The following is a 26,477-nucleotide window of genomic DNA, read 5'->3' on the forward strand; positions in this document are numbered from 1 at the left end:
GATCTGACCGATCAGATGTCTTGCTTTCTGCTTGAATTACCGATCGCCATAACCGTCCGGCCTCGATAAGTGCCACTGCCAGGCGCTGCGAATAATCTCCTCCAGCCTGTCCCGCTTCGGCTTCCAGCCGAGCTCTGTACGCGCCTTCTCCGAGGAGGCAATCAGAATCGCCGGATCACCGGCGCGGCGCTGCTCTACAACGACCGGGATTTCACGCTCCGTTACTTCCCTGGCAATATCTATAACCTGCTTGACGGAGAAGCCTTGACCGCTGCCGAGATTATAAATCGCGCTTTCTTCCCCGCGGCGAAGCCGATCTACAGCAAGTAAATGTGCATCGGCAAGATCGCTTACATGGATGTAGTCGCGGATACAGGTGCCATCCTCCGTTGCGTAATCATCCCCGAATACGGAGATGTGAGACCGCTTGCCTAATGCAGCTTGAAGCACGATTGGAATGAGATGCGTCTCCGGATGGTGATCCTCGCCGATCCGGCCGCTTTCATGAGCGCCTGCTGCGTTAAAATATCGAAGCGATACATAACGAATCCCATGTGCGGTATCGAACCATTTCATCATTTTCTCCATTGCCAGCTTCGTCTCGCCGTACGCATTCGTCGGATTCGTCCTGTCGCTCTCCCGAATCGGCACGCTCTCCGGCTCACCGTATGTTGCTGCCGTGGAGGAGAATACGATCGCTTTCACTCCATGCTTGTTCATCGCCTCAAGAAGACATAGAGTTCCGTAAACGTTGTTGTGATAATATTTGCCGGGATTCGTCATACTTTCACCTACAAGCGAGTTCGCAGCAAAATGAATAACGGCGTCAATCTCGTTCTCCTTGAAGACGCCGTCGACGAAAGCTTCATCGCGCAAATCACCGACGTACAGCTTGCCGCCGATTACGGCATCGCGGTGTCCCTGCTCCAAATTATCAATGACGACAATATCCTCACCGCGCTCGACCAGCGCCGCCACCGTATGTGAGCCTATGTATCCTGCTCCTCCTGTTACCAAGACTGCCATTGTCGATCCTCTCGCTTTCTGTTAATAGGGTCTATCTACACTAGCTTCTCGACACCATTACCGATGCTGCAAACATAGAAATCAGCCTTCAATCCCGTTGCCTCGGTATACTTACGGCCAACCTCTGAAATAAATCGCTCAATCACATCCTCATGAACAAGCGATACGGTGCATCCGCCGAAGCCAGCTCCGGTCATCCGTGAGCCGAGCACGCCATCGATGCTGCGTGCCGCCTCTACCATCGCATCAAGCTCCTGGCCTGTTACCTCATACAAATCGCGAAGTGAATCATGCGAGCCGTTCATCAGCTCTCCGAAGGCAGCCAGATCGCCTGCTTTCAGCACTTCGATCGATTGGAGCACCCGGTCGATCTCTTCAACGACGTGCTGCGCGCGGCTGCGCACTGTCGCATCGCCGATCAAATGCTTATTCGCATTGAATTGCGCAAGCGTCAGCTGACCGAGCAGCGTTAGCTCTGGGAATGCTGCACGCAAATCTGCTACCGCCTGCTCGCATTGGCTGCGCCGTTCATTATATTTCGAATCGACAAGCCCCCGTCGCTTGTTCGTGTTGCCAATTACGAGCTTATAAGCTCCTGGCTGAAACGGGATGAGCGAATACTCCAGCGTATCGCACATCAGAAGAATCGCATGCTCCTTCTTGCCATTGGCAACGGCGAATTGATCCATAATCCCGCATTGCACGCCAATAAATTCATTCTCCGACTTCTGCGCGAGCTTAGCAATCTCAACCGTATCCACCGACTGACCGGAAGCACACAGCAGCGCATAGGCCGTTACAACCTCTATCGAGGCAGAGGAGGAAAGTCCTGCGCCATTCGGAATCTCCCCGTGATACAGCAGATCGAAGCCAGTGTTAAGCTGTACGCCGCGCTGGAGCAATTCATATACAATCCCCTTTGGATAATTCATCCAATCGTCTTTCTTATCGTATAGGATTGCTTCGAGTGAAAGCAAGCCTCGCAGTTCAAAATTGGTCGAGGCAAGCGCCAGCTTCCGATCCTGCCGAGGTCGAAGCAGCAGCGTTGTCCCGAAAGTAAGCGCCGCAGGAAAAACATATCCGCCGTTGTAGTCCGTATGCTCGCCAATCAGGTTGACGCGACCGGGCGCGTGATAAACTTGAATCTCTGTGTCCGTACCTCCGTAAAGCTGAACAAACTGCTTCTTCAATTGATCAAGATTAGCCATCGCTGCGATCACATTCCTTTTCCTATCGTGATAGTACTTTCGATATATTCACTGATACTTAACTTATTGTGTTATGTAATCAGTATACCGGAATTCGCTGCGGATCGAGAATGGCGAGAAATGCCCAATACATGGATTTATGTGACTTCTGTTTGCGCGAAAGACTTGAATATAGCACAATAACATAAGTATATCTATATTAATTAATCAACAGATTACTTCTATATTACTGATGTTTAGATGTGACTATATAGGAAGGAGACGACAACCAGATTGAGGCGTCCATACACATACGCAGTTGCATCTAATCATGCGGCTGAACGGCCAAGAGGACTGAACGTATTATTCGCGGGGGAAAGCCAGACGAAGCCAGGGCATAGGCTCGGACCCAAAGTATACGATTATTATTTAATGCACTACGTGCTGTCGGGCTGCGGTACTTTCACAGACGGAGAGCAGCAGTATGAGTTACAGCAGGGCAGTACATTTCTCATCGAGCCAGAAAGATTAATCAGCTATGCCTCAAGCAATTCTGACCCGTGGCAGTACCGGTGGATTGCATTCGAGGGCCATGACGCGCCACTGCTGCTGTCCGCCTGCGGCTTGCTGGCATCCGGACCGATAATCGGCAGCGCAGACCGACGCATCGGCATGCTGTATCATAACGTATACCGTGCGCTGAGAGCGGGAGGCGCTGCGGCCGCTGCTCGGGCCGTCGGCTATTTGCAGCTATTGCTAGGAGCATATGCCGAAGCCGCTGCTGAGCATGCCGGAGACTCCGAGCGAAGTGGAGAACGCGGGGATTCACTTATTCGGAAGGTCACTCATTATTTATCTGCCCAGTATGCGGTGCCGGTATCGATCGGGCAGATGGCCGAAGCGCTCGGCTATAACCGAGCGTACTTATCACGCGTATTTAAACGTGACACGGGTATGACGCCCGTCACTTTCCTGCTTCGGCTGCGCATCGATAAGGCGCGCCAGCTGCTTCGGGAACGGCCGGAGCTAACAATAGAGCAAATTGCGGCCTCGGTCGGCATTCCCGATGCGCTGTATTTCTCGAAGCAATTCAAACGGTTCTACAATCAATCGCCGTCCGCCTATCGCCGGGAAGTGCTTCAAATGGATGAGCTGGTCAACTGAAAGACCGCTTCACGGCGTCCGATAACCCGGTTGGCATCATTCATCAACTCAGACGGAAAAGCCTTCTCAATGCGGCTGCACAGAGCATCTGCCTCCCGGCTGGCGATTCGACCATACTCAGCCAGCTGCCGAAGCACCTCCGATAAAATGACAGGCCATGCCGACTCCATACCGTCCGACAGCTTCATGACAATGCCTAACTGTTCATAGCGCAGTCCGACGGCAAATACGCCTTGCGCGCCGCTTTTGGCCACGCAGTTCACGTCTGTAAGCAGCAGGCTCGCAAGACGTCCGGAGCCTTCCACCAGCTCAGGATAGTCGTTCATCGCTTTCGTTATTCGCTCGATCGCCATACAATCTTCTTCGGCATATATGGCATTCGCTCGGGGAGAAGCCAATCTTGCGTACAGACCGGCAAGCTGCCATAGCGGTATAGCATAGACAGGAAGTCCGCACCCATCGTAACCGCCGATGAGATCGTTCATCGGTACGTCCGTAAGCTCAGCTACAAGCCGTTTAATCTCTTGCTGAATCGGATGCTCAGGTTCCGCATACCCTTGAATCGGCCATCCTCTCAGCATACAGGCAGCAAGCAGCCCGATATGTTTCCCTGCACAGTTATGAAACAGCTTGCGCGGACTTCCCCCAGCGCGTAAATAAGCTTTTCTCGCCTCCTGATCGAGCGGGAATCCAGCATGAAAGATCAGATCCTCCTCTTGAACACCGGTTAAACGAAGCATTGACTCCAATAGATCGATTTGGGCTTGTTCCCCCCGATGGGAGGCCGCCATTATCGCAATTGCCGCTTCCGGTAAGCTGTATCTTTCCATCACACCTGCCTGGATGATCGGAATGGACTGTACAGGCTTCGCCGTCGAACGCATATAAGCAGCGACATTCGGGTCGCCTGCCGATACGACTAGAGGACCATCAGCATGGACGACTGCGATATGACCGTAATGAACATTCTCAATCTCCTCTCCCCTGCGGGCTACCGCCAGCGGTACTCCGCCCGCCTTATCGATCAGCCGGCTGCTTAATGCTGCCATGAAGTGCTCCCCTTTCGCTTGCCTCCGATATTTTGTTCTACTGTTCCCATCCCTGCTTCGATTATATTCCCGTTACGATACGGTTAAACGTCCTTCTTATCTACCGGCATTGGATGACGACGATTTGGGACATAGTAAGAAACGGGAGTGATCGATATTCATGACACGTAAACCGTTGTATACAGGAACGTTATATTGGCCGACAACGCTTGGCTCCGTGCCAGCTTACGAACCGCTAGGCGCGCAGCATCAACAATTCGACGCGGTCGTTGTCGGGGGAGGGATGTCTGGCATTCTGTGCGGACATGCACTCGCTGCAAGCGGGATTCGAACGGCAATCGTTGAGCGAGGCGACATTGCAGGCAGCGCGTCTTCCGCCAGCACCGGCCTCATTCAATTTTCCAATGACATCATGCTGTCAGAGCTGATCGATCAGATTGGCGAGCGAAAGGCCGTGATGTTCTATACCGCCTGCAGACAAGCGGTGGAGCATCTTGCCGCACTCACGGGAAAACTAGTCGCTGACTGCGGATTTAAACGGCGCTCCAGCTTATACTTCGCCAGCACGGAACAAGATGTCCCCAAGCTGAAGCAGGAGTACGAGACGCTTCGCCGATGCGGCTTTGATGTCGAATGGTGGCCTTCGAATACGATTCGGCAGCATTTCCCTTTCTCGAAGCCCAGCGCAATTGTCACCCATGGAGATGCAGAGCTCAATCCGTATCGATTCATTCACCGTATTGCCGAAGACGGCGTCGCAGCAGGCTTAACGATCTATGAGCACACTGAAATCGTTGCGCACGATTCAGCAGATGGCGTTCATCGCCTGACAGCGGCAGATGGCGGAAGCCTAACGTGTTCGAATGTCGTATTTGCTGTCGGTTATGAGCCGGATGCGCTTTGCGGGCAATTGATCAAATCAAATCTTAACCGCAGCTTCGTCCTTGTTACAGAGCCCCAGTCGTCCTCGTTCGACGTCTGGCATGAACGATTCATGATCTGGGAGACGGCACGGCCTTACCTGTATATGCGCACGACATCAGACAACCGTATCATCATTGGAGGCTTGGACGAAGAGCCCCCCGTTCCTATTGTCGGCAGACATGCGCGCACAGAACGGATAGAAGCGCTGTACAGGCTGCTTCGACAATTATTCCCGACAATGACAGCCCCTATCGCTTACGAATGGAGCGCAACGTTCGGCGAATCGCGGGACGGACTTCCTTTCATCGGACGAGATCCTGCCCGGACTGGTGTTTATTACAGTCTTGGATACGGCGGCAACGGTACGGTGTACAGTGTAATGGCCAGTCAGTTGATCCGCGATATGATTCATAGGGAAACGCCGCCCCTAGCCGACATAGTCGCACTAGACCGGACGACAATAAGGTCGATGCCGTAATTTCAGTATGTCGACAAGCCAAAAAGCCCTCTGTACCGAACGAACGGCATCAGAGGGCAGCAGCTGGAAGCTTACAAAATTTGCGTCGCTCCGCAGGAACGGTATATGGCCTCAGCGTTACTTAACACCGACAGCTCAGGACCTCCGTCCACCTCCAGGAGCGTTTTGCTTTCCGTTGTAGAGACGACGACAAGCGTGCTGCCCGATTTCACGGCATCTCGGCATGCGGATATTCTCGCATCCTCAATACCAAGTGATGACAAGGCACGATCGTACGGACCGTTATTCCGGTTGAACCCGACCCCTGACAAGTAGGCTGCTCCGGCAAGCGGGGCAGCCCCAGCGAATGAGATGCTGCCCATCGTAATGCCGGCCGTAGTAATCGAATTGCCTACTAACGAAGTACGGCGCAGCTCGCCGCTCTCATAATCGCTGTCTGACAGATGCTCACGCGTATCAACCAGCTCCATGAGCTCATCGACGTGGACGCCGCTTTCTGCTTCCAGTGCACGGGAATGATAGCCATCCTTCGCGATTACCTTCATCTCACCAGGGGTGAAGCCGGCCTGGAGCAATTGCTGTACTGCATGGATCGCTTCGCGTTCTGACGCGAATACCCCTATTTTGCTTGCCATTATGAAGCGCCTCCCTGTCTGAATAAAAGCCGCCCCGGCCTGAGAGTGTATCTCCGGTCGGCTCATTGTGAATAATCGGTTACATTATGCCCGAAGCCGCTGCTTCTATCCCGCATACTGCTGCCTCGCCATTCAAGAAAGGGACGGAATTGAAGGGAAGCCACTACTCTCCAGCCAGATCCGGAGCCATGTAATGTTTCAACAAGGACGGATTGCGGTTATGGTTATTTCATAGATAATAATAGAAGAACAACCGGCAACGATTCCAATAAAGTGGGGTATGGTCATGAAAGCACCCGATAAGTTTTATCTTCGAACCGAGAATCAAGAAGGACGCTGTACGGTCTATGTGAACGGCGAGCTGGATTTGGAGTCTGCGTCGCAGATGCGTGCTGCTATGGCGACGCTCGTCGAACTGACCGACCGCGAGCTTGTACTTAATCTTCGGGAGCTTCGTTATATAGACAGCACTGGCATCGGCATTCTCGTCTCGGTGCTCAAAGCGCGACATGCGAAGCAAGCGCCGTTCATCGTAGAAGCCATTCCGCCGAATATCCGCAAGCTGTTCGACATGACGGGCATTACGCCTTTCTTGACGGGCACAGCTACATCATGAGCAGAGAGGAGAACAATGGTACGATGAATACGAAAGATGAAATCGTTACAATTTTCGTTCCCGCTGCCGCTGAATATGTCGATCTCGTTCGACTTGCACTGTACGGCATCGCCTGCAAGATGGGCTTCTCTTATGAAGAAATTGAAGATATGAAGGTTGCGTTGTCAGAAGCTTGCAACAACGCCATTCTACACGCATACGGAGACCTGCAGGACGGAGCAGCTGTCATCTCCACAGCACAAGAGCCACGTGTTGAGATTCGGTTTATTAAACAAGCGGATGCATTATCAATCGTCGTGAAGGACGATGGGACAAGCTTCGATGCGGCGGCTGCCGCCCGCCAGGCCGAGTCCATGCACGGGAAATCGATCGCCGATCTTGAAGCGGGCGGACTCGGTCTTTATCTTATGCAAGCATTAATGGATCAAGTGGAGGTATTAAGCGGCGAAGGTACGCAAGTCTTGATGACCAAGCGATTAACAAGAAGCGGGGAATGGGCATGACCACCCCATCTTCACTGCAGCTGCAAGAGAGCACAGAGCTAATTGCGGCTTACCAGCGGGCTCCGAACAACGACATTGCGACTGTGCTAATTGAACGGCACACGCCGATGGTAAGGATGGCCGCTGGCAAAATCGCTCGTAACCGTCCGGATCTGTTCGAGGATCTTGTACAGGTTGGCCAAATGTCACTTCTCAAGCTTTTCCGCCAATATGATCCGTCCGTAGGTGTTCAATTCGAGCCTTACGCGATGAAGAGCATTATCGGTCATATGAAAAATTATCTCCGTGACAAATCATGGTATATCCAAGTTCCACGACGAATTAAAGAGAAGGGTATTGCAGTCCAGCAGGCCATCGATGAACTGACTATCCGGCTGGAGCGTTCGCCAAAAATCGAAGAAATTGCAGAGCATATGGAGCTTACCGTTGAAGAAACAGTCGAAATATTAGGCGGACGGGATTTGTACCACTATGTATCACTGGATACTCCGATCAGCGAGGAGGACAGTACGACGACGCTTGGAGAATTAATCGGGACACAGCTAGATGATTTCGAGCATATCGACAAGAAGCTTGATATCGAATCGGCGATGGCTGCATTGAAGCCAGAGGAACGAACGGTTCTGAAGCTCGTATTTGAGGACGGCGAACCGCAGAGGCTTATCGCTGAGCAGCTTGGCGTATCCCAAATGAGCATCTCCCGAATTCAACGACGAGCCATTGAGAAGCTAAGGCGCAGCTTGTCTGAGCATGGACGGGACGAATCCTAGCCTATAGACAATCTGCTAATACACAGCGCACCGACATCGCCAGCATGACAGGCAGAAGTCGGTGCGTTTGCTCTATCTGATGCTAAGACCCTTCACTACAGCGATGTTCCTTATGGTCAACTTCAGTTGAACTGGTTCAGCCGTTCGGGTTATGATGGAGAAGCATTTACGATTCGGACAGGAATAACGGCAGGAGGCTTTGTATGAACGAACGAACGTTTCGGTTTCCGTCCGGCTGGGAGTGGGTGCAGCTGCGGCAGCCCTTCGCACAAGAGCTGCATGCAATGATGCCGAGAGACGAGCGGTCGGGCATACAGGCGGAGCTATCTGCCTCATCATTGATACCCCCACGCTCTAGTCGAACGGTAGTGCCGGCCAAGCACGCGGCTGCAAGCCGCATACTAATCGAATCCAGACGCAAGAAGCTCGAATATAATCAAGCACACTCGCGTCTTCATAGCTTGAAGCAGCGGCTTCCAGAATGCTCAGCCTGGTTGGACGGCTGCTTCGATAGAAGCGTGAACCATATTGTCGTACATCGGCTGCAGAACGGTGAGCCTGTACTGTATGGGACGCTGCTAATTCAGCAGTCGAGCGATCAGGCTGACATCCAGCCTTTCCGCTTCTGGGTAACCTCGGCAAAGCTCATCACGATCCATGAGGATTGGCGGTTATCCATTCGACTCCAGCAGCCGCCTTGGGACGTCCAGCTGCAGCAGTGCTCCTCGGGCCAAGAAGCGTTCGTTACGATTCTTACCGAGCTGCTAGAGCCTATTCACTACGGACTGGACGACTTTGAACAAAGTCTTGGCAAGCTTGAGCACGCCATAAGACGCCCCAGACGCCGCAGCCGGATGAATCTTATGACGACCATCCTCGAACGAAGATACGATTTATTGCACTGGCACCGCATGTTCATGTCAATTAAGGAGCTGAATGGAGCGGTCAAGGAGGCGTTCGTATCGCTTCCACTATTCGAACGAGAACCGTTCCAGCGGCTGCAGCATAAGCTGGAGCGGATTGAGGCGCTGCTTAAGACGTATACCGCCGAGATCGATACGCTCATCTCTATGGACGACGCGATATCCAGCTTCCGCGGCAACGATATTATGAAGACGCTGACCATGATTACCGTCCTGTTCGCGCCGGCAATGGTTGTCGGGACGCTGTGGGGGATGAATTTTGTTGATCTACCTTGGACTGCCAAGCCATGGGGCTTTGTCAGCATGTGTGCAATCGTTATCGCCGCAACAGCGCTCATCTTCTTATGGATATGGCGTAAGGACTGGACAGGTAATGTACTGAACACGCAGAATATCCCGCCGCCGCAGAATAAAGATCTCGAGTCGGCAGCTTCGCATGAGCTTCGTCGCTCCCGCAAAGGCACGATCAGCGTCAAGCCGAATGACACAGATCATGCCGACAGTCAGCATAAGAAGGTCAGTGCGTTCAGCGATACGTCATTCACAGAGGGGAAGTCTCGCAGACGCAGCTAATCTCCCGTAGTCCAGCGCATTCGACGAATAAGCCTCCTCCTCCGATCAATCGGAAGCGGGAGGCTTATTGTCACATTCGTATATCCGAAGCGGGCTATTATTTCAACTCGATCCACAGCAAGCATTGATCGTCCGAATGGCCTCCTGCTTCCTCGCTGCCGAACAACTCTCTTGTCCACTGCTCCAAGAACGTAGACTCGCTTCCGCTAGACAACGTATTGCGGAGCCGTTCCACCGGATCTATAGGCTCACTATCATCCTCTGAACGGCTGGACCAATCCAGTAATCCGTCTGTCACGAGTACGATCCGGTCTCCAGAAGCAATGCTGACCGATTGCTTGTGCACTTTAATCCCTTCGAACAAGCCGATCGCCGGGCTTCCGCCTGCTATGCGCGTCGCCTCCTCGGCTCCTCGGTGAAAGACCAGTCCTGGCGGATGACCGGCATTGACATATTCAGCCGTCCCTAGTTCCAAATCGATAATCATGTAAATTCCGGTAAAGTAATATTGGATCAGCTGGTCTGAGAAATGCAGCTGCATCGCCCGGCGATTCAGTTCTGTTATGACATCTTCCGGATCGGTCAGCTTGCTCATAACCTCCTTCAGCACAGAGGCGATGAACATACAGACAAGCGAGGATGAAATACCGTGACCCATCGCATCAATAACAGCAACCGCATAACGGTGATCATCGAGCCGATGCCAAGCGTACAAATCTCCCGACAGCTCCTCGGACGGGCGGTAGATCGCATCGATAACGATCTGATCATTCTCAAGCCGCTGTGGCAGAACCGCATACTGAACTTCCCGCGCAAGTCTAAGCTCGTCGCGCAGCCTGCGGTCCCGCTCCTTGTGCCAGTTTTTCTCCTGCTTCAATCTGAGTGCAGAGCGAATGCGCGCCATCAGCTCCACCCGGTTAATTGGCTTCGTGACATAATCGGCCGCTCCCGCATCCAGCGCTTCGGCCAGCTTCTTCGAATCACCAATTGCCGTCACCATAATAATCGGCACGTCCTTAAGTCGTTCCGAGCGATGAATCGTACGGCAAGCAGTAATGCCATCGATGCGAGGCATCATCATATCGAGCAGAATCAAATCCGCAACCGACTCCTCAGAAGCCGGCCGCTGATCGCTCCCGTCCTCCGTCAGCCCCAGCCGCTCATAAAGCTCAAGCGCCGAAGAGCATGAGCTTATATTGTAATAGCCTGCCCGTTTCAGCATCTCCTGCACAACCGTAACGTTCATGGCGTTATCATCGACAATAATGATTCGCATGTTGTACCGTCCGTCGCTTCGTTCTTGTCCACTCATTGCTTACCCTCGTTTCTGATGCCGCTGTTCTTACCTGCCGCCAATAGCAGCTTTGCCGTCCTCTTTCACCGGTTCCTATCGTCTTTCTCTTATACCCGTCGGGTACGTCGACGAATCACCTGCCATCCTCTACGCCCGCTGTCCTCCTACTTCCCTTATTGTACAAAAAAACTGCCCCGGGATGCGATCATCTCGCACCGGGGCAGTCCCTACACCATTCAATCCCATTAGTTCGACAGCTCGTACGTTGGCTCCGCATCTTCCGACTTAGAGGCACGAAGCGTAAGCCACAAATTGCCGGTAATCAAGACGAAAGCTATGAACGCCATCAATGGAATGGTAATAACACCGAACCAATCCAAATAATCTTCATTGCATGGCACCCCTACTGAGCAGGGCATCAGCTTCGCAAGCCCGGGAATTTTCTGCTCCGCGTAGTGATAAGCAGAAATAAGACCACCAATAACGCTGAGCGGCAGCGTATAGGAGGCCATTCTTCGGTCTCCTCTGTACGCCGCCATCCCAAGCAGGATGACAAGCGGATACATAAAGATACGTTGGAACCAGCACAGCCGGCATGGCTCGAAATGCATCACTTCACTAAGAAACAAGCTGCCTGCAGTCGCCACGAACGACACGATCCAGGCCATCACAATGCCGTAATTGCGAAAGAAAGAGGAACGCTCAGCGTTCATATGATTACGCCCCCTCTTCCTCCAGCTCCTTCAGCGCCTTCTCGATGGCAACCTTAACCGAAGGGTAATCCATTGCTTTGCTGCCGCTTACCTTCGTTCCGTTCACGAACAATGTCGGCGTACCTGTTATGCCAAGCGGACGGATCTTGGACATCTGGCTTTTCAATTCTTTGGCATACTTTTTGTTCTCGATATCCGAGCGGAGCTTCTCGTAATCGATGTCCAGCTGCAGATCTTGTGCCATCTTCACCAGATAGTCAACCGTCGCCCAAATTTGGTTTTCAGGCGGCTGGTTCGCGTACAGGGCATCATAATATTTCCAGAAGGCGTCGTTATCCTGATGATAAACGGCAAGTCCCGCAAGCGCCGCTGTCTCTGAGTCTGGACCAAGGAAATGGTAGTTCATAAATGACAGGGATACGATTCCTTTGTCGATATATTCTTTCATTAATTCAGGCTTGACGTCTTGCGTGAAAACTTGGCAGGCCGGACACTTGAAATCGCCGAATTCGACGATTTTCACCTTCGCGTCCTTGCTGCCCAATGTTGGCAGCTTTTCATAATTGAATTCTGCCGGGTCCGGCTTTGGCATGAACGCCAGCACCAGAATAATGGCTATAACAACGATCCCGCCCGTCGCATACATTAACCGGCGAATCGTCTGCTGTCTTCTCTTGGCGCGCTCTCGCTGTTCCTTGCGATTGTTCTTATAGTCAATCTTGCTGACTGCTTGACCCATCAAAGTCCCTCCCTTTCTGAAATGGCATAGATACCCCCATTATAACTGCCAAATGTTAAATTGACATTAAAACAATTTGAAAAGTTTACTCACTTCCATACCCGCTTCAATTTAAATGTCTCCTGCAAATATCCGAGCACCGATACTGGACTCATAATCATTTGATAAAACAGTACATACAACACGAAAGCGAACCGGTTCTTGCGTATCCGGAGTTGAAGCGAACGAAACACCTTTTTCTGATATCGATACAAAATATAGTTCTGCAGCATGGCGAGCGGCAATACGAGCAGCGTCATAGGTCCGGCGACCCAGTAATAGCCGAACATCGCCATAATAAGCCCAGGCAGCCAGCAGAACGTGTACACCGAATCGATAAAAGGCATGACGAGATTCACGCCGGTTAAATATTTGACGAACGGAATAGGCTGACTCCATGGCTTGATCAGCTTGAGCGCTTCGATCATCCCTCTTGCCCATCGGCTGCGCTGACGGACAAAATGCTTCAACGTATTCGGTACATCGGTAAACGCGACCGACAGCGGCTCGAAATAAACGTTCCAGCCGTTACCGAGCATCCGCCATGTCAAAACAATGTCCTCACCGATCGCATCCGGCCAGCCCCCAATAGCTCGTACGGCGTCCGTCTTATATAATGAGAACGCCCCTTGCGCAACGAGCGTGCCTTGGAACAGCCCTTGCAGCCGCTTAATGCTTGCAATTCCGAGAAAATAGTCCCACTCCTGCACCCTTGTCACCAGATTATAGCGGCTGTTCCGAACGAGCACAGCGCCTGCAACGGCACATACCGTATCGGGCGATGTATGGTAACGGGCTACGATATGGCTGAGTGCATACGGATGAAGCAGCGTATCTGCATCGAGCGTAACGATAAGCGGAGTCTCCACCCTCTTAAGCGCTTCGTTAAGTGCATAATGCTTGCCAGGACGCTCGACTCGCATCACGTCGACACGAAGACCAAGCTGCTCTCCCGCTTCCACTGCAGCGTCTGCTGTCCGGTCTGATGAGCCGTTATCAATGACGATAATATGCAGCGGACCGGCATAGTTTTGCTTACGTACATAAGCGAGAGTGGAGCCAATCGACTTCTCCTCATTGCGGCACGCGATCAAGATCGTAAGCGGATCATCTGGCAGCTCGACAGCGAGCGGCGGCTGGCGGTCAAGCAGCAGACTAACGACCATAAAGGCGTTCATATATCCGGGAACATAAGCAATGCCTGCAATAATTGCTGCACTGACAGACACGGTAACGAATTGACCTAGATCCATTACCCAAGGAAGAGATAAATAAATGGACAGAATGGTCCATATTATCGCAGCCGCATGACTGATTATAAATTTGGTCTTAATCGACAAATAAAATTTCCGTCGTTTAGATGATTCCATACTTCATTCACCTAGCTTATGCAGTTCGCTCATGTGTTAGCAAGACCTCGAATAAACAATATGAGGCTCTGAAATAAATCCCATAAGGACTTTTCCTGCTAAGCAAAAATCGCAAAAAATAATGTTAATAACTAATATGTCTAAAAGTTTCTGTGTAATAACATACATTTTACAGGAAAATGAGTTTTTTGTTCAATTTTTTTAGCAATAAACAAAAGCAGGGCTGTACAGAAATCAGTATTACTGACTTCTGTACAGCCCCTAAAGATGCTGAATGATTATAATCTAAACTTCAAACCAGTTGTAAGCAGCCACTCTGCTGTAGAACTTGAAGCTGTCCTTTATAATACGCTCTTGGGTATCATAATCGACATACGTCATCCCAAAGCGCATCGAATAGCCGAACGCCCATTCATAATTGTCCATGAGCGACCATGCATAGTAGCCCTTCACATTAACGCCGGAATCGATCGCCCGTGCAACGGACGCCAGATGAGACTTAATGTAACGAACGCGGCGGTCGTCATGCACTTTACCGTCAGCGGAAGGTCCATCATTATAGCATGCGCCGTTCTCCGTTATATAAACCGGAATATCACCGTATTGATCTTTAATAAAGACGAGGAAATTGTACAGGCCTTGCGGGTAGTACGTCCAGCCGATGTCAGTACGATCCCAGCCCATATCAACCGCTTCCCAATCGAACAGTCCTTCATTCTCTTTATATTTCCCCACACCACCGGTGTAGTAGTTAATGCCTAAGAAATCAATTTTCTGCGAGATGTCTTCCATATCTCCCGGTTGGATCGGCACTTCGACGCCTTTGCCGCGGAACCATTCCACAAGCTTCTCCGGATAATGGCCATGCATAACTGGACGAATGAACCATTCGTTCTGCCAAGCAGATTTGCGCCAGCAAGCGTCAATATCCTCCTGACGGGTGCTGTAAGGCTCTTGCCAGTCTACATTCGGCACAATGCCAATCTCGCCCTCGATGCCGCGTTCGCGGAACAGGCGGACCGTGCGGCCATGTGCAACGAGCAGATGATGAGCAACATTCGTCGCCAGCTGCAGATCGCGGTTGCCCGGCGCATGCTCGCCAATGTAGTTAGACAGATAGGATACGCACCACGGCTCGTTGAACGTTGCCCACAGCTTAATTTTGCCCTTGAACGATTCGAAGACTGTGTCAGCATACCGCAGGAAATGATCAATCGTCTCCCGATTATTCCACCCGCCCCGGTCTTGCAGTGCTTGCGGCAGATCCCAATGATACAGCGTGCACATCGGCTCAATACCGTATTTCAGCAGCTCGTCCACAAGACGATGGTAGAAGGCCAAGCCTTCCTCATTCACAGCGCCTGAGCCGTCTGGAATGATGCGCGGCCAAGCGATCGAGAACCGATACGTTTGAAGTCCCATATCCGCCATCATTTTAACGTCATCCGGATATCTGTGGTACATGTCGCAAGCGACATCCCCGTTATCTCCCATAAATACGCGACCCGGCGTACGTGCGAACGTGTCCCAAATCGACAAGCCGCGTCCTCCCTCTTGGTACGCGCCCTCTACCTGATACGAGGCGGTCGCTGCACCCCACTTGAAGCCTTGCGGAAATTGTATAATTGCCATTCTGTTAACGTCTCCTATCTTTCCCTATATTCGCGAGCCGCGCGGCAGTCAACGCTGACCCTCTCACATGTGCATGGCAAACTGGACTGCATGCACCATTGTTCCTAACATTATAGCGGTTTGTACTCATGCATCCTATGTAGGATTTTGTCGATTATTATTGCATTTTTGTTATCAAAGGGAAGTGGATTTCGTGGAAAAAGCGATCAAAGGAAGGAGGTTCCAAATCCGCGGCAGCCTTCATACAATATGAAAAATGACTGTTCTCATTCAAGCCGGATAGAGGAGGCGCTCTCTGATGGCAGAAAAAGCTGCAGCATTCGACTCGTGTACCGCTCTATTCATGGCAGCCGTATGCGAGCAATCCTATGTACAGTATTACAATCCGACCGGTGCATTCCTAGTACCGACAGGCTACAGAACGATCGGCAAATTCAAAGCGCAGGCTTATGAAAGTAAACCGGAATATTTCGGATTTCTAATCGAATCCGATCGGGTTGCCGTGCTTGCCTTCAGAGGTACCCGCAGTACGATGGATTGGGTATCCGATTTCATTTCGCAACAAATAATCTATAAGCCGGGAAAACCAAAATGCCTCTCTCACAAAGGGTTCACAGATATATATGCAAGTTGTCGAGAGCAAGTTATAGAGCTGGTCAAAACGATCGATCCGAGCAAGCAATTGTTTGTGACCGGCCATAGTCTTGGTGGAGCGCTTGCCACTCTGGCTGCTTTCGACATTGCCTTCAATCTAGAACGCGAGCCGATCGTCTATACCTTCGGTGCTCCACGAGTCGGAGATCCTCGATTCGCCCGGCTGTACAACAAGCTTGTGAAGCAGCATTGGCGCATTCAGAACGAGTATGACATTGTACCTCATCTACCGCCGCTCGTATACCGTCAGCCCAAAACAAAAAAAATTTTTTATTACATGCATGTGCGCGGAGAAGTGAAACGGTCGTTCCGAATGGGATCGGTTTTCGGCAATCATGTACTGCGAAGCTATTTCGCTGACCTAGCCAAAGACGATCCTGCATATGCCGCTGCACTCTGCGCAAGTCCAATCGGTTGGTGTCCCCCGCCTCCCGATCCACCGCCAGCGGAAGAGTAGTAACGCTTATTGAGAAGCGACCTCTCCCGCCTACACAACGTGAAGGACGAGCATTCGCTCGTCCTTCATTTATCTAATATCGGCTTAAACCGTCTATGAAGATGGGTTGCTGTGGCTTATGCTGTCGAAGTGGCCGGAGCGATTCACTTTCGTTTCCAAATACCGTTTATTAAATTCGGATACGTCGCCCCACAGCGGGATTCGTCCGGATACATCCGCTCCAGAAGCAGTAAGAGCATCCAGCTTGCGGGGGTTGTTCGTAATAAGCGTGACCGGCTTCGAACGAAGCGTCTTCAGCACTTGAATCGCATCATCGTAGCTGCGAATATCGTCCTGGAAGCCGAGTTGAAGATTGGCGTCGACCGTGTCGTAGCCTTCTTCCTGCAGCACGTAAGCCATTGCTTTGCTGAATAGGCCGATGCCGCGTCCTTCATGATTAGCCAAATAGAACAATGCTCCTGCACCGTGTGCGACAATCATCTTCATCGACTGTCTAAGCTGATAGCCGCAATCGCATCTCTTACTGCCAAAAATATCGCCCGTATGGCAAATGCTGTGCATCCGAATCAAAGCGTCAGAGACGTTCGCAAAATCACCGTATACAAGCACGCTGGACTGCTGCATCTCCGCCAGATTGGAAGCGGACAGCCGCTCGATGATTCTCTCCGTCGAAGCGGTCTCGTCATCACATGCATCACCAGCCATGTTGTCGCACCTTAGCCAGCAATACCATTGAAAGATATGTGTCTCTCCGCCCAAATTAACCGGCAAACGTACCGGACCGACGAGATAAATCGTCTTGTCGCCGCTTGGTACCGCCGTTATTTTACGCTTCAATATCGAAATGATATCCGTCTGAATCGTATACATAAGTCCTGCTCCCCTCCATACCGCCGACGTTCGGGTATTTCTATTGTAGCCTTCAGGTATCGATCGAATCCGTTACTTTCAATGCAATGGTTACTTTTTGTAAGTATATGAATTTGCCACCCATTTGTCAAATCACACAAGCTGCGTCGGGGGCGTCGGATCAGCTAGAGCTTTATTTCATTGTACGTTAAGGAAACCGTGCCGGACTAGACGTCCGCTACTGCAATTTCGTCATGATCGGCTTACAGTCGAATGCAGCAGCTTTACAACGAATACAGATGTAAAGACCCGCTGAAATTCTTTACTTTTGACCCGTTTCTAAGTACCATCTCTGTAGCATAAGCAATAATGATTCCGATCATGAAACGGGAGGCTGTTCATATGGAGCAAGCGTCTTATATCCTAGCGCTCGACCAAGGTACGACTAGTACACGAGCCGTCATATTGGATAAGCAAGCGAAACGGATCGCCGCCTCGCAGCTGCCGGTCGACTGCCTGTTTCCTGAGCCTGGCTGGGTGGAGCAGGATGCAGAGCAGCTGTGGCAGACTTCGCTGGCGACAATTCGAGATGCAGTGGGCAAGGCTGGTATTCATTGTTCCCAAATTGCTGCTCTCGGTATTACGAACCAGCGCGAGACAACGGTTGTCTGGAATCGGAAGACAGGTCGTCCCATCGCGAATGCAATCGTGTGGCAGTCCCGCCAGACGGACGAGATCTGCCAGCGGTTAAAGGCGAAAGGACATGAGCCGCTGTTTCGCTCCCGAACCGGGCTGCTGCTTGATCCTTATTTCGCCGGCACGAAAATTCGTTGGCTGCTCGATCATGTGCCGGAAGCTCAAGAACAGGCTGAGCGCGGAGAGCTGCTGTTCGGCACGGTAGACAGCTGGCTTATATGGAAATTAACCGGCGGCCGCGAGCATATTACCGACTATTCGAATGCCTCACGCACGCTGCTGTTCAACATTAATGAGCTCTGCTGGGATGAGGAGCTGCTGTCGCTGCTGCAAATTCCGAAAACGATGCTGCCCCAGGTTCGCTCCTCTTCCGAATTATACGGCTATACAGCTGAAGAGCTGTTCGGCGGCGCTTCCATTCCGATCGCCGGAGCAGCCGGCGACCAACAGGCCGCACTGTTCGGGCACGGCTGCTTCGAGAAAGGGGATGCCAAGAATACGTACGGAACCGGCTGCTTCATGCTGATGAATACAGGGGCGGAAGCGTTGTTTCCACAGAATGGACTGCTGACGACGATAGCATGGGGAATCGGCGGTCAAGTGCAATATGCGCTTGAAGGCAGCGTATTCGTTGCCGGCTCCGCCGTCCAATGGCTTCGCGACGGACTCGGCCTGATCGTATCCGCCGATGAAACGGAGACGCTCGCAAGGTCAGTCGAATCAACCGAGGGAGTGTACGTTGTCCCAGCTTTCGTCGGGCTCGGCACGCCTTACTGGGACAGCGACGTCCGCGGAGCGGCTTTCGGGATGACGCGGGGAACGAAGCGAGAGCACTTTGTCCGTGCGACATTGGAATCGATCGCGTATCAGACGAAAGATGTACTCGATGCGATGGAGCAATCATCCGGTATTCAGCTCAATACGCTGCGAGTCGATGGAGGGGCAATTGGCAACGACTGGCTCATGCAGTTCCAAAGCGACCTGCTTGGCGTCAAAGTCGAGCGGCCGTCTTATAATGAAGCAACTGCCCTTGGAGCCGCGTTCTTGGCCGGTCTTGCAGTCGGCTACTGGAGCAGCCGGGAAGAGGCTGCTCCGCTTCTTGCAGCTGAGCGCACATTCTACCCGTCCATGGAGCCGGACATTCGCAGTGCATTATACGACGGGTGGCAGCGGGCCGTAAAAGCCGCACAAGCCTTTCGTTAACAAGAAGGGGCGGATACGATGGCGGAGCACAGTCTTCACGTACATGAGAATGAGCATGAAGCCGCCAATGCCAATAAATCCGTGGATTGGACATGGTCGGCTGTAGACCGGGCTGCGCTGTTCGACCGCCTCCGGAAGCATTCGTTCGACCTCCTTATTATAGGCGGCGGCATTACCGGAGCCGGCATCGCCCTCGATGCGCAATCGCGGGGGATGCGGACAGCCGTAATCGACATGCAGGATTTCGCCGCGGGTACGTCCAGCCGCTCGACCAAGCTCATTCACGGCGGGCTGCGCTATATGAAGCAGCTCGACTTCGGCATCGTCGCCGAAGTTGGCAAGGAGCGCGCTATCGTCTACGAGAATGCCCCACACGTCACAACACCGGAGCGGATGCTGCTTCCGATCTATGAAGGCGGGACATTCGGATGGCTGTCCACCTCCTTGGGACTGCGTCTGTACGACTGGCTTGCAGGTGTGAAGAAGCAGGAACGAAGACGAATGTTAGACGCTCGCAGGACAGCCGAACTTGAGCCGTTACTACGGAAGGATGGGCTGAAAGGCAGCGGTTATTATGTCGAATATCGGACCGACGACGCAAGACTGACGATCGAAACGATCAAGAAAGCGGTCGAGCTCGGCGCTGTCGCCCTTTCCTATGTTGCGGCCGAATCGTTCCGTTACGATCGATTCGGCCGTCTGATCGCCGTATTGGTTCGTGATCAGCTAAGCGGCGTCACTGCCGAAATAAGCGCGGCCCTAGTCATCAATGCTGCAGGACCATGGGTCGATAAAATTCGGGAAGCAGATGGCTCTAAGCGGGGCACAACGCTCCATCTGACCAAAGGAATTCATCTTGTATTCGACAGAATGCGGTTCCCGCTTCGGCAAGCCATCTACTTCGACGCACCTGACGGCCGAATGATATTCGCGATACCGCGTGACCGCAAGACGTATGTTGGTACGACAGATACGAGCTATAAAGCCGACATTGCACGGCCGAGAATGACATTAGTCGAGCTCGCTTACCTGCTGCATGCTGTAAATATGGTGTTTCCAGACTTGGCGCTTGCCCCGCGCGACGTTGAAGCGAGCTGGGCCGGCATTCGTCCGCTCATCCACCAAGAAGGCAAAGATCCGTCCGAAATATCGCGCCGGGACGAACTGTTCATTTCACCATCCGGTATGATCTCCATCGCTGGCGGAAAGCTGACCGGTTATCGTAAAATGGCGCACAAAGTCGTCGACAAAGCGGCTACTCTGCTGCAAGCGGAAGGCGCAGGTCCGTTCAGCCCCAGCCGGACGCAAAGCATCCCCTTATCAGGCGGAGACGTCGGCGGTTCAGCCGGCATGCCCGCGTTCGTGCGAACGATGACCGCTTCCGGCGTGGAAGCCGGGCTTTCGCCTGCGGATGCCGAGCAGCTGGCTTGCCGGTACGGCTCGAACTTCCCGCTGCTGCTTGCGCTCCTGCCGGCATGCCGCGCCGAGGCAGACGCAGCCTCCGGCATGCCGCTGGCACTGCTGGCACAGCTTCATTACGCGCTCCGCTACGAAATGGCCGTCAAGCCGGTTGACTTCTGGATTCGGCGAACAGGCGCCTTGCTGTTCGATCGGGCGCTCGTTCAACGCTGGAAGAATGCCGCCTCAAGCATTATGGCCCGCCAGCTTGGCTGGCCGGAAGACGTACACACGGCATACAATGCCGAGCTGGAGAGAGAGCTGCACAACGCCGTAACGCCGGTCTTGGCAGACGATGAGGAGTAAGGCTCGGATCGCCTATTAGGATGAAGTGCCGTATACCAGCCGAAGCATGTTAAAAAAAGCCGCTTGCTGCCGAACGATTCGGACATAAGCGGCTATTGTCTATTTATAGAACAAACAGCAAAATGGCAAAGAAGTGCAGGATGGAGCCTGCCAGAACGAACAGATGCCATACCGCATGATGATACGGAAAGCTGCGCCATACATAGAATACAGTCCCTACCGTATACAGAATGCCGCCTGCAATGAGCAGCTGCAGTCCGCCCGGTGCCAGCCCTTCAACAAGCGGCCCCCATGCGAACACGATAATCCAACCCATCGCGATGTACAGCAGCGTCGACGTAAACAAAAACTTCGAGGCAAAGAATGATTTGAATACGACGCCGCAAGCGGCGACTCCCCATACAATGCCGAACATCGTCCAGCCGAGCGCGCCTTGTACGATATGGAACAATATTGGCGTATACGTTCCAGCGATGAACACATAGATAAATGAATGATCGAGCACCTCGAACACTTTCTTTGCTTTTCCTTCCGGAAAGCTGTGAACGAGCGTCGATGCCGTATAGAGCAGCAGCATGGAGGAGCCGTAGATCGTAAAGCTGACAACGTGCGCCGCCGTGCCTTTGAGCGCGGCGAATACGATGAGCAGCGACAAGGCAGCGACGCTGAGCAATGCGCCAATGCCATGTGTCAACGCATTCGCCACTTCTTCCCGTCTCGTATAAGTATGCGTATTAGCCATCAGTTTACACCTTCTCGTTGGAATATGCCATATAAGAATCGACGGTGAGCGTCAGCCTCTTCCGCTTCTCATCGTAGCTAACCTTCGGCTGGTCCTGATCGTACATCCAAAATTTCTGAACGGCGCCATTCCCTTCAGGTAGTCCTTCGAAATAAAATAAATTCAAATACGGTGCATTCGCTTGAATGAAGGCAGCTTGCTCAGCCGTCACCCCTATTACCTCGATCGTCCAATGGCCATCGTGTTCACGGATGTCGAAAGGACAGCCGTCTACCGCTGTGTCGATTAGCAATCGACCGATCGCCAGCTTAATAAGTGCCTTCGAGCCGGGCGGCGGAGGCGAGAATGCGCCTGGCCGCCGATTCGTAATCGGTTGCGGGGTCATAGCTTCGCACCTCCTCCAATTCCCGGCGGCGTATAAGGCGGCATATCGATCAGCAGCGCAAACGCCTGCTCTCCTTCTGCCTGAACCGCTAGCTTGAAGCCGGTTACCCCCGTCATTCTTACTGTGTCTCCCTGCATCAGCCGATCCGTCTCTTCGCCCATCGTTGTCAAGGAGGCTGCGCCTTCAATTAAGTACAAATACTGCAGTCGGCCATCTGCCGATTCGAAGCCCAGCTCCGTTCCCGGCTCTACCTTCGTTAAGTACATCATTATATTCTGATGGATAAAAGCAGTGCCATGAGCACCAGTAGGCGTAACAATCGGCAGCCATTTCCCGGGCAATTGTGCGATGTCATAATGTGACGTCTCATAGGACGGAGCTAAACGTGACTGCTCCGGAGCAAACCAAATTTGCAGCAATTCAACAGGCTCCGCTCCCGGATTGACCTCGGAATGAATAATGCCCGTGCCTGCGCTCATACGCTGAATGCCGCCGAACGTCGTAACCGCCTTATGCCCGGTGCTGTCCTCATGCTGAAGCTCGCCGCGAAGCACGACCGTCACAATTTCCATCTCGCGGTGCGGATGCGCGCCGAAGCCTCGCCCGCCTTCAATAATATCGTGGTTGAATACGCAAAGAGGACCGAAAAACCGGTTATTCTCGTCATAATAATTGCTGAACGAGAAGTGGTGCCGGCTCCTCAGCCATCCTGCGTCTTGGGCATAGATCGCGTCCGCCCTCCGAATATCGATCATGATGATCCCCTCCGATACTTGCCTTAGCCTTAGTGTATCGGATCAGACCCACCCTTTCAACCAATTACCGATTCGGCCAATCGTTTTATCCAAATTGCATACCGATTGGTCATCGACGTACGGTTTCTGATGGCGAAAATAGTCCGCATGTCCGCCGATTACCGGTATGCCTTCCACCAAACCGGGCGCATACTTATATCGGTTCCAATATGGAACGCTTCGCTTCCGCTCACTGCTGCTTAAGCTCCAGCCTCCCCAAGTCCCGATGCGGCTGATCGGGTCCGTTACCTTGCCGTTAGCATCGACCGAATGAAAATAACCGACCCGATCCTTCAGCTCCGGAAGCACCCGAATACGAGGAGAACCAATCTGTACGACGCGAAAATCGCGGAGCGTGCCAGCGCGATGCAGCTTGACAGCCGCTTGATAAGCTGCTGCCCCTCCGCCGCTATGGCCAATTAATAGCACTCGTCCGTCACCCTTGTATGTCGCTTGAATGCTTTCCGCCGCTTTGCGCCCGCCGACCCGACTTAGACGAAGTCCGTTCGTTAAATCGCTGCCCACCTCCAGCACCTGCGTCCACAGCTTACGGCTGTTGTCGCCATAAGGAAACAGTACATGGATATCAAGCTTGCCGACTTCTTGACCAAGCATGTCCTCCAGCTTGCGGCAGCATTCCGAGAACATATGGCCTGCCGTTGCTACGCCTGCCATCAAATATACCGTTAAAGACATCGTCATCATGATTTCCTCCATGCGGTTCTCTCTCGAACAACGCGATTGAATGTGCCGCATCTACATTATTTGAAGAATGGGTACGGTTTCATTCAGCCGTCTGCTGTAAGAAGCACGGGCGGCAATCAAATCTAAAAATAACGGGGACCCAAGTACGAGCTGCATACCTGCTTAGGTCCCCTGTTCAATAACAGTTGTGTCGTTTAAGCCTTCATATTAAGCATGATATCAATCTTGGCACATAGCTTTACCCAGTCCAAATATTCGATTGCATCCTGCTGTGTACGATAACATACCTTCTGCAGAAGCTCCGGGTTGTTGCACGCTTCGATAAAGCGCTCCGCTAATTCCGCTGTATCTCCAACAGCATGCAGCGAGCCAAATCCGACATGCCGACTGGAAGCCGCATACGATTCGTTCATCGTATCCTTGCTAGATTCGTGCATTGCAGCATCACGGCTGTACTCAATATCGGAAGCAATATAATAGCAGCCATGAGCCCTTGCCTCCGCAAACACGTTAGGAAATCCTTCATATGCAGAAGGCAATGCGAATATTTTCGACTTGGCGAACCAATCATTCAACACGGTTTTATCCTTTATCATGCCTGTGAAGATGATACGCTCTGCCAGGCCTTCGTTGTCTTTCATGAATTGATCGATGTATGGAAGAAATTGCTCCTCAATACTTCCCGCCAGAACTAGCTTCCAGCTAGCTGGGATATGAGGCACCGCGAGCTTAAAGGCTTGCAGCAGCTGGTCCGTTAGCTTCTGAGGCGTCCCTAATCTCCCTGCCGTAAATATGATATCTTCTTTATTCTCGAACTCAAAAATCGTATTTAATCGGTCGTCACTGCCAAGCGGATAATAACCGTTCGGTAAATAATAGACCGGCACTGGCCATTTTTGATTAATATAATCAACCATCGTCTCAGTAGTAATCAAATCACAGCTTCTGAGAAATTGGAAGAACGTCGAATCGATTGGCGTCTTATTAATCCATGCAATGTTCGCATCCAGCTTCAAATAGACTTTGCCTGCCGGGTTCAACTGCTTGTACTTCATCACTGCATGGAAATAAAACGGATAAAAACCGAAAAGGTACAGCACATCGATCTTCGCCGCATTACGTTGGATATATTTCTCTACATCCTTGGCGCAATCAGACAGATTGCTTCCGAACACGGTCTCCATCATATGATCAGGATCATATTCGAAGCTTGGTTCGATATAATCGAATTTTATATCCTCGCTAAAAAACGGCAAGGAAGGCCAAGTCATTTCTCCTTTACTTGGCTTATAGATGGCGTACACCGCCTCATAACCCATATATTTCTGCATGAGATATGGAATGAGCCCGACGTCTTTCGTCAAGTGTGCATCCGAGAAGCCCGGCGCCAGCAAATAAAACGTTTTTCTATCTTTCATACATGCACCACTTTTCGAGATCGTTCAAAGATTGCAGCCAAGCTTTAAGCAAAACTTCCGTGTGAGCAATTGACGCCGCCATCTTCTCGACATCATTCTGCCGGTATCTTATTATGGTTTCGGTGTGCTGGCTTTTCATTTCGACAATCGCTTTCTTCACATCTGGGATCGCGCTGGCCAAGGCTAAATTCGCAGACGGCAGCTCGCATGCTGTTATCGCGGCGCCAATATTTTGCAGTAGACCGGCAGTATCCGGGAAGCTTTCCAGCAGATATATACATTTCTCAATGGAATGTCCCATCTGTACTAGCTGCCTGATCGATTGAATATCGGAAGGATAACAGAACTTCGCCAAGACGTGCTCTTTGACTTCTTTCGTTATCGTTTTGGTCCAGACGTTAGAGCTGCTAACAGGTCTCTCATAATCGTCATCGAACAACTGCTTCAAGGCGTAAATAACGCCTGTATGATAGCCGCCATTCGTACGTTCGTCCTCCTCGAACGATCGGCTTTGCAATTTAGCTGGCAATTGATCGTAGTAACAATCACTGAAATACCCGATTAACAACCCGCCGGGCTTGATTTTACGTATCGCTTGTACGATTTGCTGCAGCAAGCTCCCGTAGCGCTCTTCCCTTACAACAATCATATCGAAATAACCGTTGTGCAGCGAATGAATCACCTTAGAGCGGTCGCCCGCAAGAGGAATAATGGTACCTGAGACATTCAGGCTCGTCATTAAATTGTAGAATGGCAGATAGGCATTCGATACGTTCTGCAATTGATCGATACCTTTCATCGGCTCCCAATGGCAGAAGCTGAACAACGTATTGCTCTCTGAGAATAGCTGCAAAGCCTTTGCTTGGTAATACGTATTCAGATGGAAGCCGCTTAACTCTAGCATTTTAATATTTTTGCCATTGGTTTGCAGCAAATAATCAAACATCGACGATACAATCGCAACAACATCGTCCCAGCTTGTTTCGGGAACATACTTGGACAAAGGAGTGACACTATTAAAAATGTTAATAATGCCTTCAATATAGACATCTGTCGCTTTTTCCGTTAAGTTGTTGTAAAACTTGGTTAAAACTCGCGCCTCTCCATTGTCGGTAAACACAAGCTCGTATTTGTTGCCGTTCAGCTTTATATTAAGCTCAGACATTTTATAGCTC

The 26,477-nt window shown here is 51.7% G+C and carries 25 protein-coding genes; 9 read left to right on the forward strand and 16 right to left on the reverse strand.

Annotation, left to right across the window (positions count from 1 at the left end; genetic code table 11):
* Window positions 1–36: 36 nt before the first annotated feature.
* Both galE and PXY01_RS16585 read right to left on the reverse strand, forming a co-directional pair.
* Window positions 37–1,026, reverse strand: coding sequence for a UDP-glucose 4-epimerase GalE (galE, locus tag PXY01_RS16580; protein ID WP_127571295.1), 990 nt, complete (start codon window positions 1,024–1,026; stop codon window positions 37–39).
* A 35-nt stretch (window positions 1,027–1,061) separates the two neighbouring features.
* Window positions 1,062–2,234: a galactokinase gene (locus PXY01_RS16585; RefSeq protein ID WP_127571425.1), complete on the reverse strand. Its 1,173-nt coding sequence runs from the start codon at window positions 2,232–2,234 to the stop codon at window positions 1,062–1,064.
* A 273-nt stretch (window positions 2,235–2,507) separates the two neighbouring features.
* On the opposite strand from PXY01_RS16585, the gene PXY01_RS16590 reads away from it, so the two are divergent.
* Complete coding sequence (locus PXY01_RS16590; RefSeq protein ID WP_127571297.1) at window positions 2,508–3,377, forward strand: AraC family transcriptional regulator; 870 nt, start codon at window positions 2,508–2,510, stop codon at window positions 3,375–3,377.
* On the opposite strand, the gene PXY01_RS16595 is transcribed toward PXY01_RS16590, so the two are convergent.
* Window positions 3,353–4,426, reverse strand: coding sequence for an asparaginase (locus PXY01_RS16595; RefSeq protein WP_127571299.1), 1,074 nt, complete (start codon window positions 4,424–4,426; stop codon window positions 3,353–3,355). The genes PXY01_RS16590 and PXY01_RS16595 overlap by 25 nt on opposite strands.
* Window positions 4,427–4,586: 160 nt before the next feature.
* Between PXY01_RS16595 and PXY01_RS16600 the strand changes: the two genes are divergently transcribed.
* Window positions 4,587–5,828 carry an NAD(P)/FAD-dependent oxidoreductase gene (locus PXY01_RS16600; RefSeq protein ID WP_127571301.1) on the forward strand — a complete coding sequence of 414 codons (1,242 nt, stop codon included), beginning with the start codon at window positions 4,587–4,589 and terminating at the stop codon, window positions 5,826–5,828.
* Between the two features lie 71 nt (window positions 5,829–5,899).
* Here PXY01_RS16600 and PXY01_RS16605 read toward each other — a convergent pair whose 3' ends face one another.
* Window positions 5,900–6,463, reverse strand: coding sequence for a general stress protein (locus PXY01_RS16605; protein WP_164744467.1), 564 nt, complete (start codon window positions 6,461–6,463; stop codon window positions 5,900–5,902).
* 286 nt (window positions 6,464–6,749) lie between these two features.
* Here PXY01_RS16605 and PXY01_RS16610 point away from each other — a divergent pair, with 286 nt between their 5' ends.
* The 4 genes from PXY01_RS16610 (at window position 6,750) to PXY01_RS16625 (ending at window position 9,848) form a co-directional block, all read left to right on the forward strand.
* On the forward strand, window positions 6,750–7,079 hold the full coding sequence (locus PXY01_RS16610) for an STAS domain-containing protein (RefSeq protein WP_246027980.1): 330 nt from the start codon (window positions 6,750–6,752) through the stop codon (window positions 7,077–7,079).
* 23 nt (window positions 7,080–7,102) lie between these two features.
* Entirely contained in the window at window positions 7,103–7,582 is a 480-nt protein-coding gene (rsbW, locus tag PXY01_RS16615; protein ID WP_127571307.1) for an anti-sigma B factor RsbW, read from the forward strand.
* The gene (locus PXY01_RS16620; protein WP_174721842.1) at window positions 7,579–8,352 is read left to right on the forward strand and encodes a sigma-70 family RNA polymerase sigma factor; all 774 of its coding nucleotides are present in this window, start codon (window positions 7,579–7,581) and stop codon (window positions 8,350–8,352) included. Before rsbW ends, PXY01_RS16620 begins: the two co-directional genes overlap by 4 nt.
* A gap of 203 nt (window positions 8,353–8,555) precedes the next feature.
* Window positions 8,556–9,848, forward strand: a complete 1,293-nt coding sequence (locus PXY01_RS16625) for a CorA family divalent cation transporter (protein WP_127571311.1) — start codon at window positions 8,556–8,558, stop codon at window positions 9,846–9,848.
* 97 nt (window positions 9,849–9,945) lie between these two features.
* On the opposite strand, the gene PXY01_RS16630 is transcribed toward PXY01_RS16625, so the two are convergent.
* The 5 genes from PXY01_RS16630 to PXY01_RS16650 form a co-directional block, all read right to left on the reverse strand.
* Complete coding sequence (locus tag PXY01_RS16630; protein WP_127571313.1) at window positions 9,946–11,160, reverse strand: PP2C family protein-serine/threonine phosphatase; 1,215 nt, start codon at window positions 11,158–11,160, stop codon at window positions 9,946–9,948.
* A 227-nt stretch (window positions 11,161–11,387) separates the two neighbouring features.
* Window positions 11,388–11,855: a disulfide oxidoreductase gene (locus tag PXY01_RS16635; RefSeq protein WP_127571315.1), complete on the reverse strand. Its 468-nt coding sequence runs from the start codon at window positions 11,853–11,855 to the stop codon at window positions 11,388–11,390.
* 4 nt (window positions 11,856–11,859) lie between these two features.
* Window positions 11,860–12,594, reverse strand: coding sequence for a DsbA family protein (locus PXY01_RS16640; RefSeq protein ID WP_127571317.1), 735 nt, complete (start codon window positions 12,592–12,594; stop codon window positions 11,860–11,862).
* Window positions 12,595–12,683: 89 nt separating this feature from the next.
* The gene (locus PXY01_RS16645; protein WP_127571319.1) at window positions 12,684–14,003 is read right to left on the reverse strand and encodes a glycosyltransferase family 2 protein; all 1,320 of its coding nucleotides are present in this window, start codon (window positions 14,001–14,003) and stop codon (window positions 12,684–12,686) included.
* A gap of 285 nt (window positions 14,004–14,288) precedes the next feature.
* A complete protein-coding gene (locus PXY01_RS16650; RefSeq protein WP_127571321.1) occupies window positions 14,289–15,635 on the reverse strand; it encodes a GH1 family beta-glucosidase in 1,347 nt (448 codons plus the stop codon).
* Window positions 15,636–15,933: 298 nt separating this feature from the next.
* Here PXY01_RS16650 and PXY01_RS16655 point away from each other — a divergent pair, with 298 nt between their 5' ends.
* A complete protein-coding gene (locus PXY01_RS16655) occupies window positions 15,934–16,746 on the forward strand; it encodes a lipase family protein (RefSeq protein ID WP_127571323.1) in 813 nt (270 codons plus the stop codon).
* Window positions 16,747–16,839: 93 nt separating this feature from the next.
* Here the strand turns inward: PXY01_RS16655 and PXY01_RS16660 are convergent, their stop codons facing one another.
* Entirely contained in the window at window positions 16,840–17,616 is a 777-nt protein-coding gene (locus tag PXY01_RS16660) for a GTP cyclohydrolase II (protein ID WP_127571325.1), read from the reverse strand.
* A gap of 381 nt (window positions 17,617–17,997) precedes the next feature.
* Between PXY01_RS16660 and glpK the strand changes: the two genes are divergently transcribed.
* The gene (gene glpK, locus PXY01_RS16665; protein ID WP_127571326.1) at window positions 17,998–19,494 is read left to right on the forward strand and encodes a glycerol kinase GlpK; all 1,497 of its coding nucleotides are present in this window, start codon (window positions 17,998–18,000) and stop codon (window positions 19,492–19,494) included.
* 81 nt (window positions 19,495–19,575) lie between these two features.
* Window positions 19,576–21,258, forward strand: coding sequence for a glycerol-3-phosphate dehydrogenase/oxidase (locus PXY01_RS16670; protein WP_373864303.1), 1,683 nt, complete (start codon window positions 19,576–19,578; stop codon window positions 21,256–21,258).
* Window positions 21,259–21,361: 103 nt separating this feature from the next.
* Here the strand turns inward: PXY01_RS16670 and trhA are convergent, their stop codons facing one another.
* From trhA to PXY01_RS16700, 6 genes are all read right to left on the reverse strand, one after another.
* Window positions 21,362–22,000, reverse strand: a complete 639-nt coding sequence (gene trhA / locus PXY01_RS16675; protein WP_127571330.1) for a PAQR family membrane homeostasis protein TrhA — start codon at window positions 21,998–22,000, stop codon at window positions 21,362–21,364.
* Window positions 22,001–22,004: 4 nt separating this feature from the next.
* Window positions 22,005–22,385 carry a hypothetical protein gene (locus PXY01_RS16680; RefSeq protein ID WP_127571332.1) on the reverse strand — a complete coding sequence of 127 codons (381 nt, stop codon included), beginning with the start codon at window positions 22,383–22,385 and terminating at the stop codon, window positions 22,005–22,007.
* The gene (locus PXY01_RS16685; protein WP_127571333.1) at window positions 22,382–23,140 is read right to left on the reverse strand and encodes a pirin family protein; all 759 of its coding nucleotides are present in this window, start codon (window positions 23,138–23,140) and stop codon (window positions 22,382–22,384) included. The genes PXY01_RS16680 and PXY01_RS16685 overlap by 4 nt, the downstream gene beginning before the upstream one ends.
* A gap of 42 nt (window positions 23,141–23,182) precedes the next feature.
* The gene (locus tag PXY01_RS16690) at window positions 23,183–23,884 is read right to left on the reverse strand and encodes a hypothetical protein (protein WP_127571335.1); all 702 of its coding nucleotides are present in this window, start codon (window positions 23,882–23,884) and stop codon (window positions 23,183–23,185) included.
* 194 nt (window positions 23,885–24,078) lie between these two features.
* On the reverse strand, window positions 24,079–25,302 hold the full coding sequence (locus PXY01_RS16695; RefSeq protein WP_127571337.1) for a glycosyltransferase family 4 protein: 1,224 nt from the start codon (window positions 25,300–25,302) through the stop codon (window positions 24,079–24,081).
* On the reverse strand, window positions 25,292–26,467 hold the full coding sequence (locus PXY01_RS16700; RefSeq protein ID WP_127571339.1) for a hypothetical protein: 1,176 nt from the start codon (window positions 26,465–26,467) through the stop codon (window positions 25,292–25,294). The genes PXY01_RS16695 and PXY01_RS16700 overlap by 11 nt, the downstream gene beginning before the upstream one ends.
* Between the last annotated feature and the right edge of the window lie 10 nt (window positions 26,468–26,477).

It is taken from the genome of Paenibacillus xylaniclasticus (assembly GCF_004001065.1).
Taxonomy (GTDB): Bacteria; Bacillota; Bacilli; order Paenibacillales; family Paenibacillaceae; genus Paenibacillus_T; species Paenibacillus_T xylaniclasticus.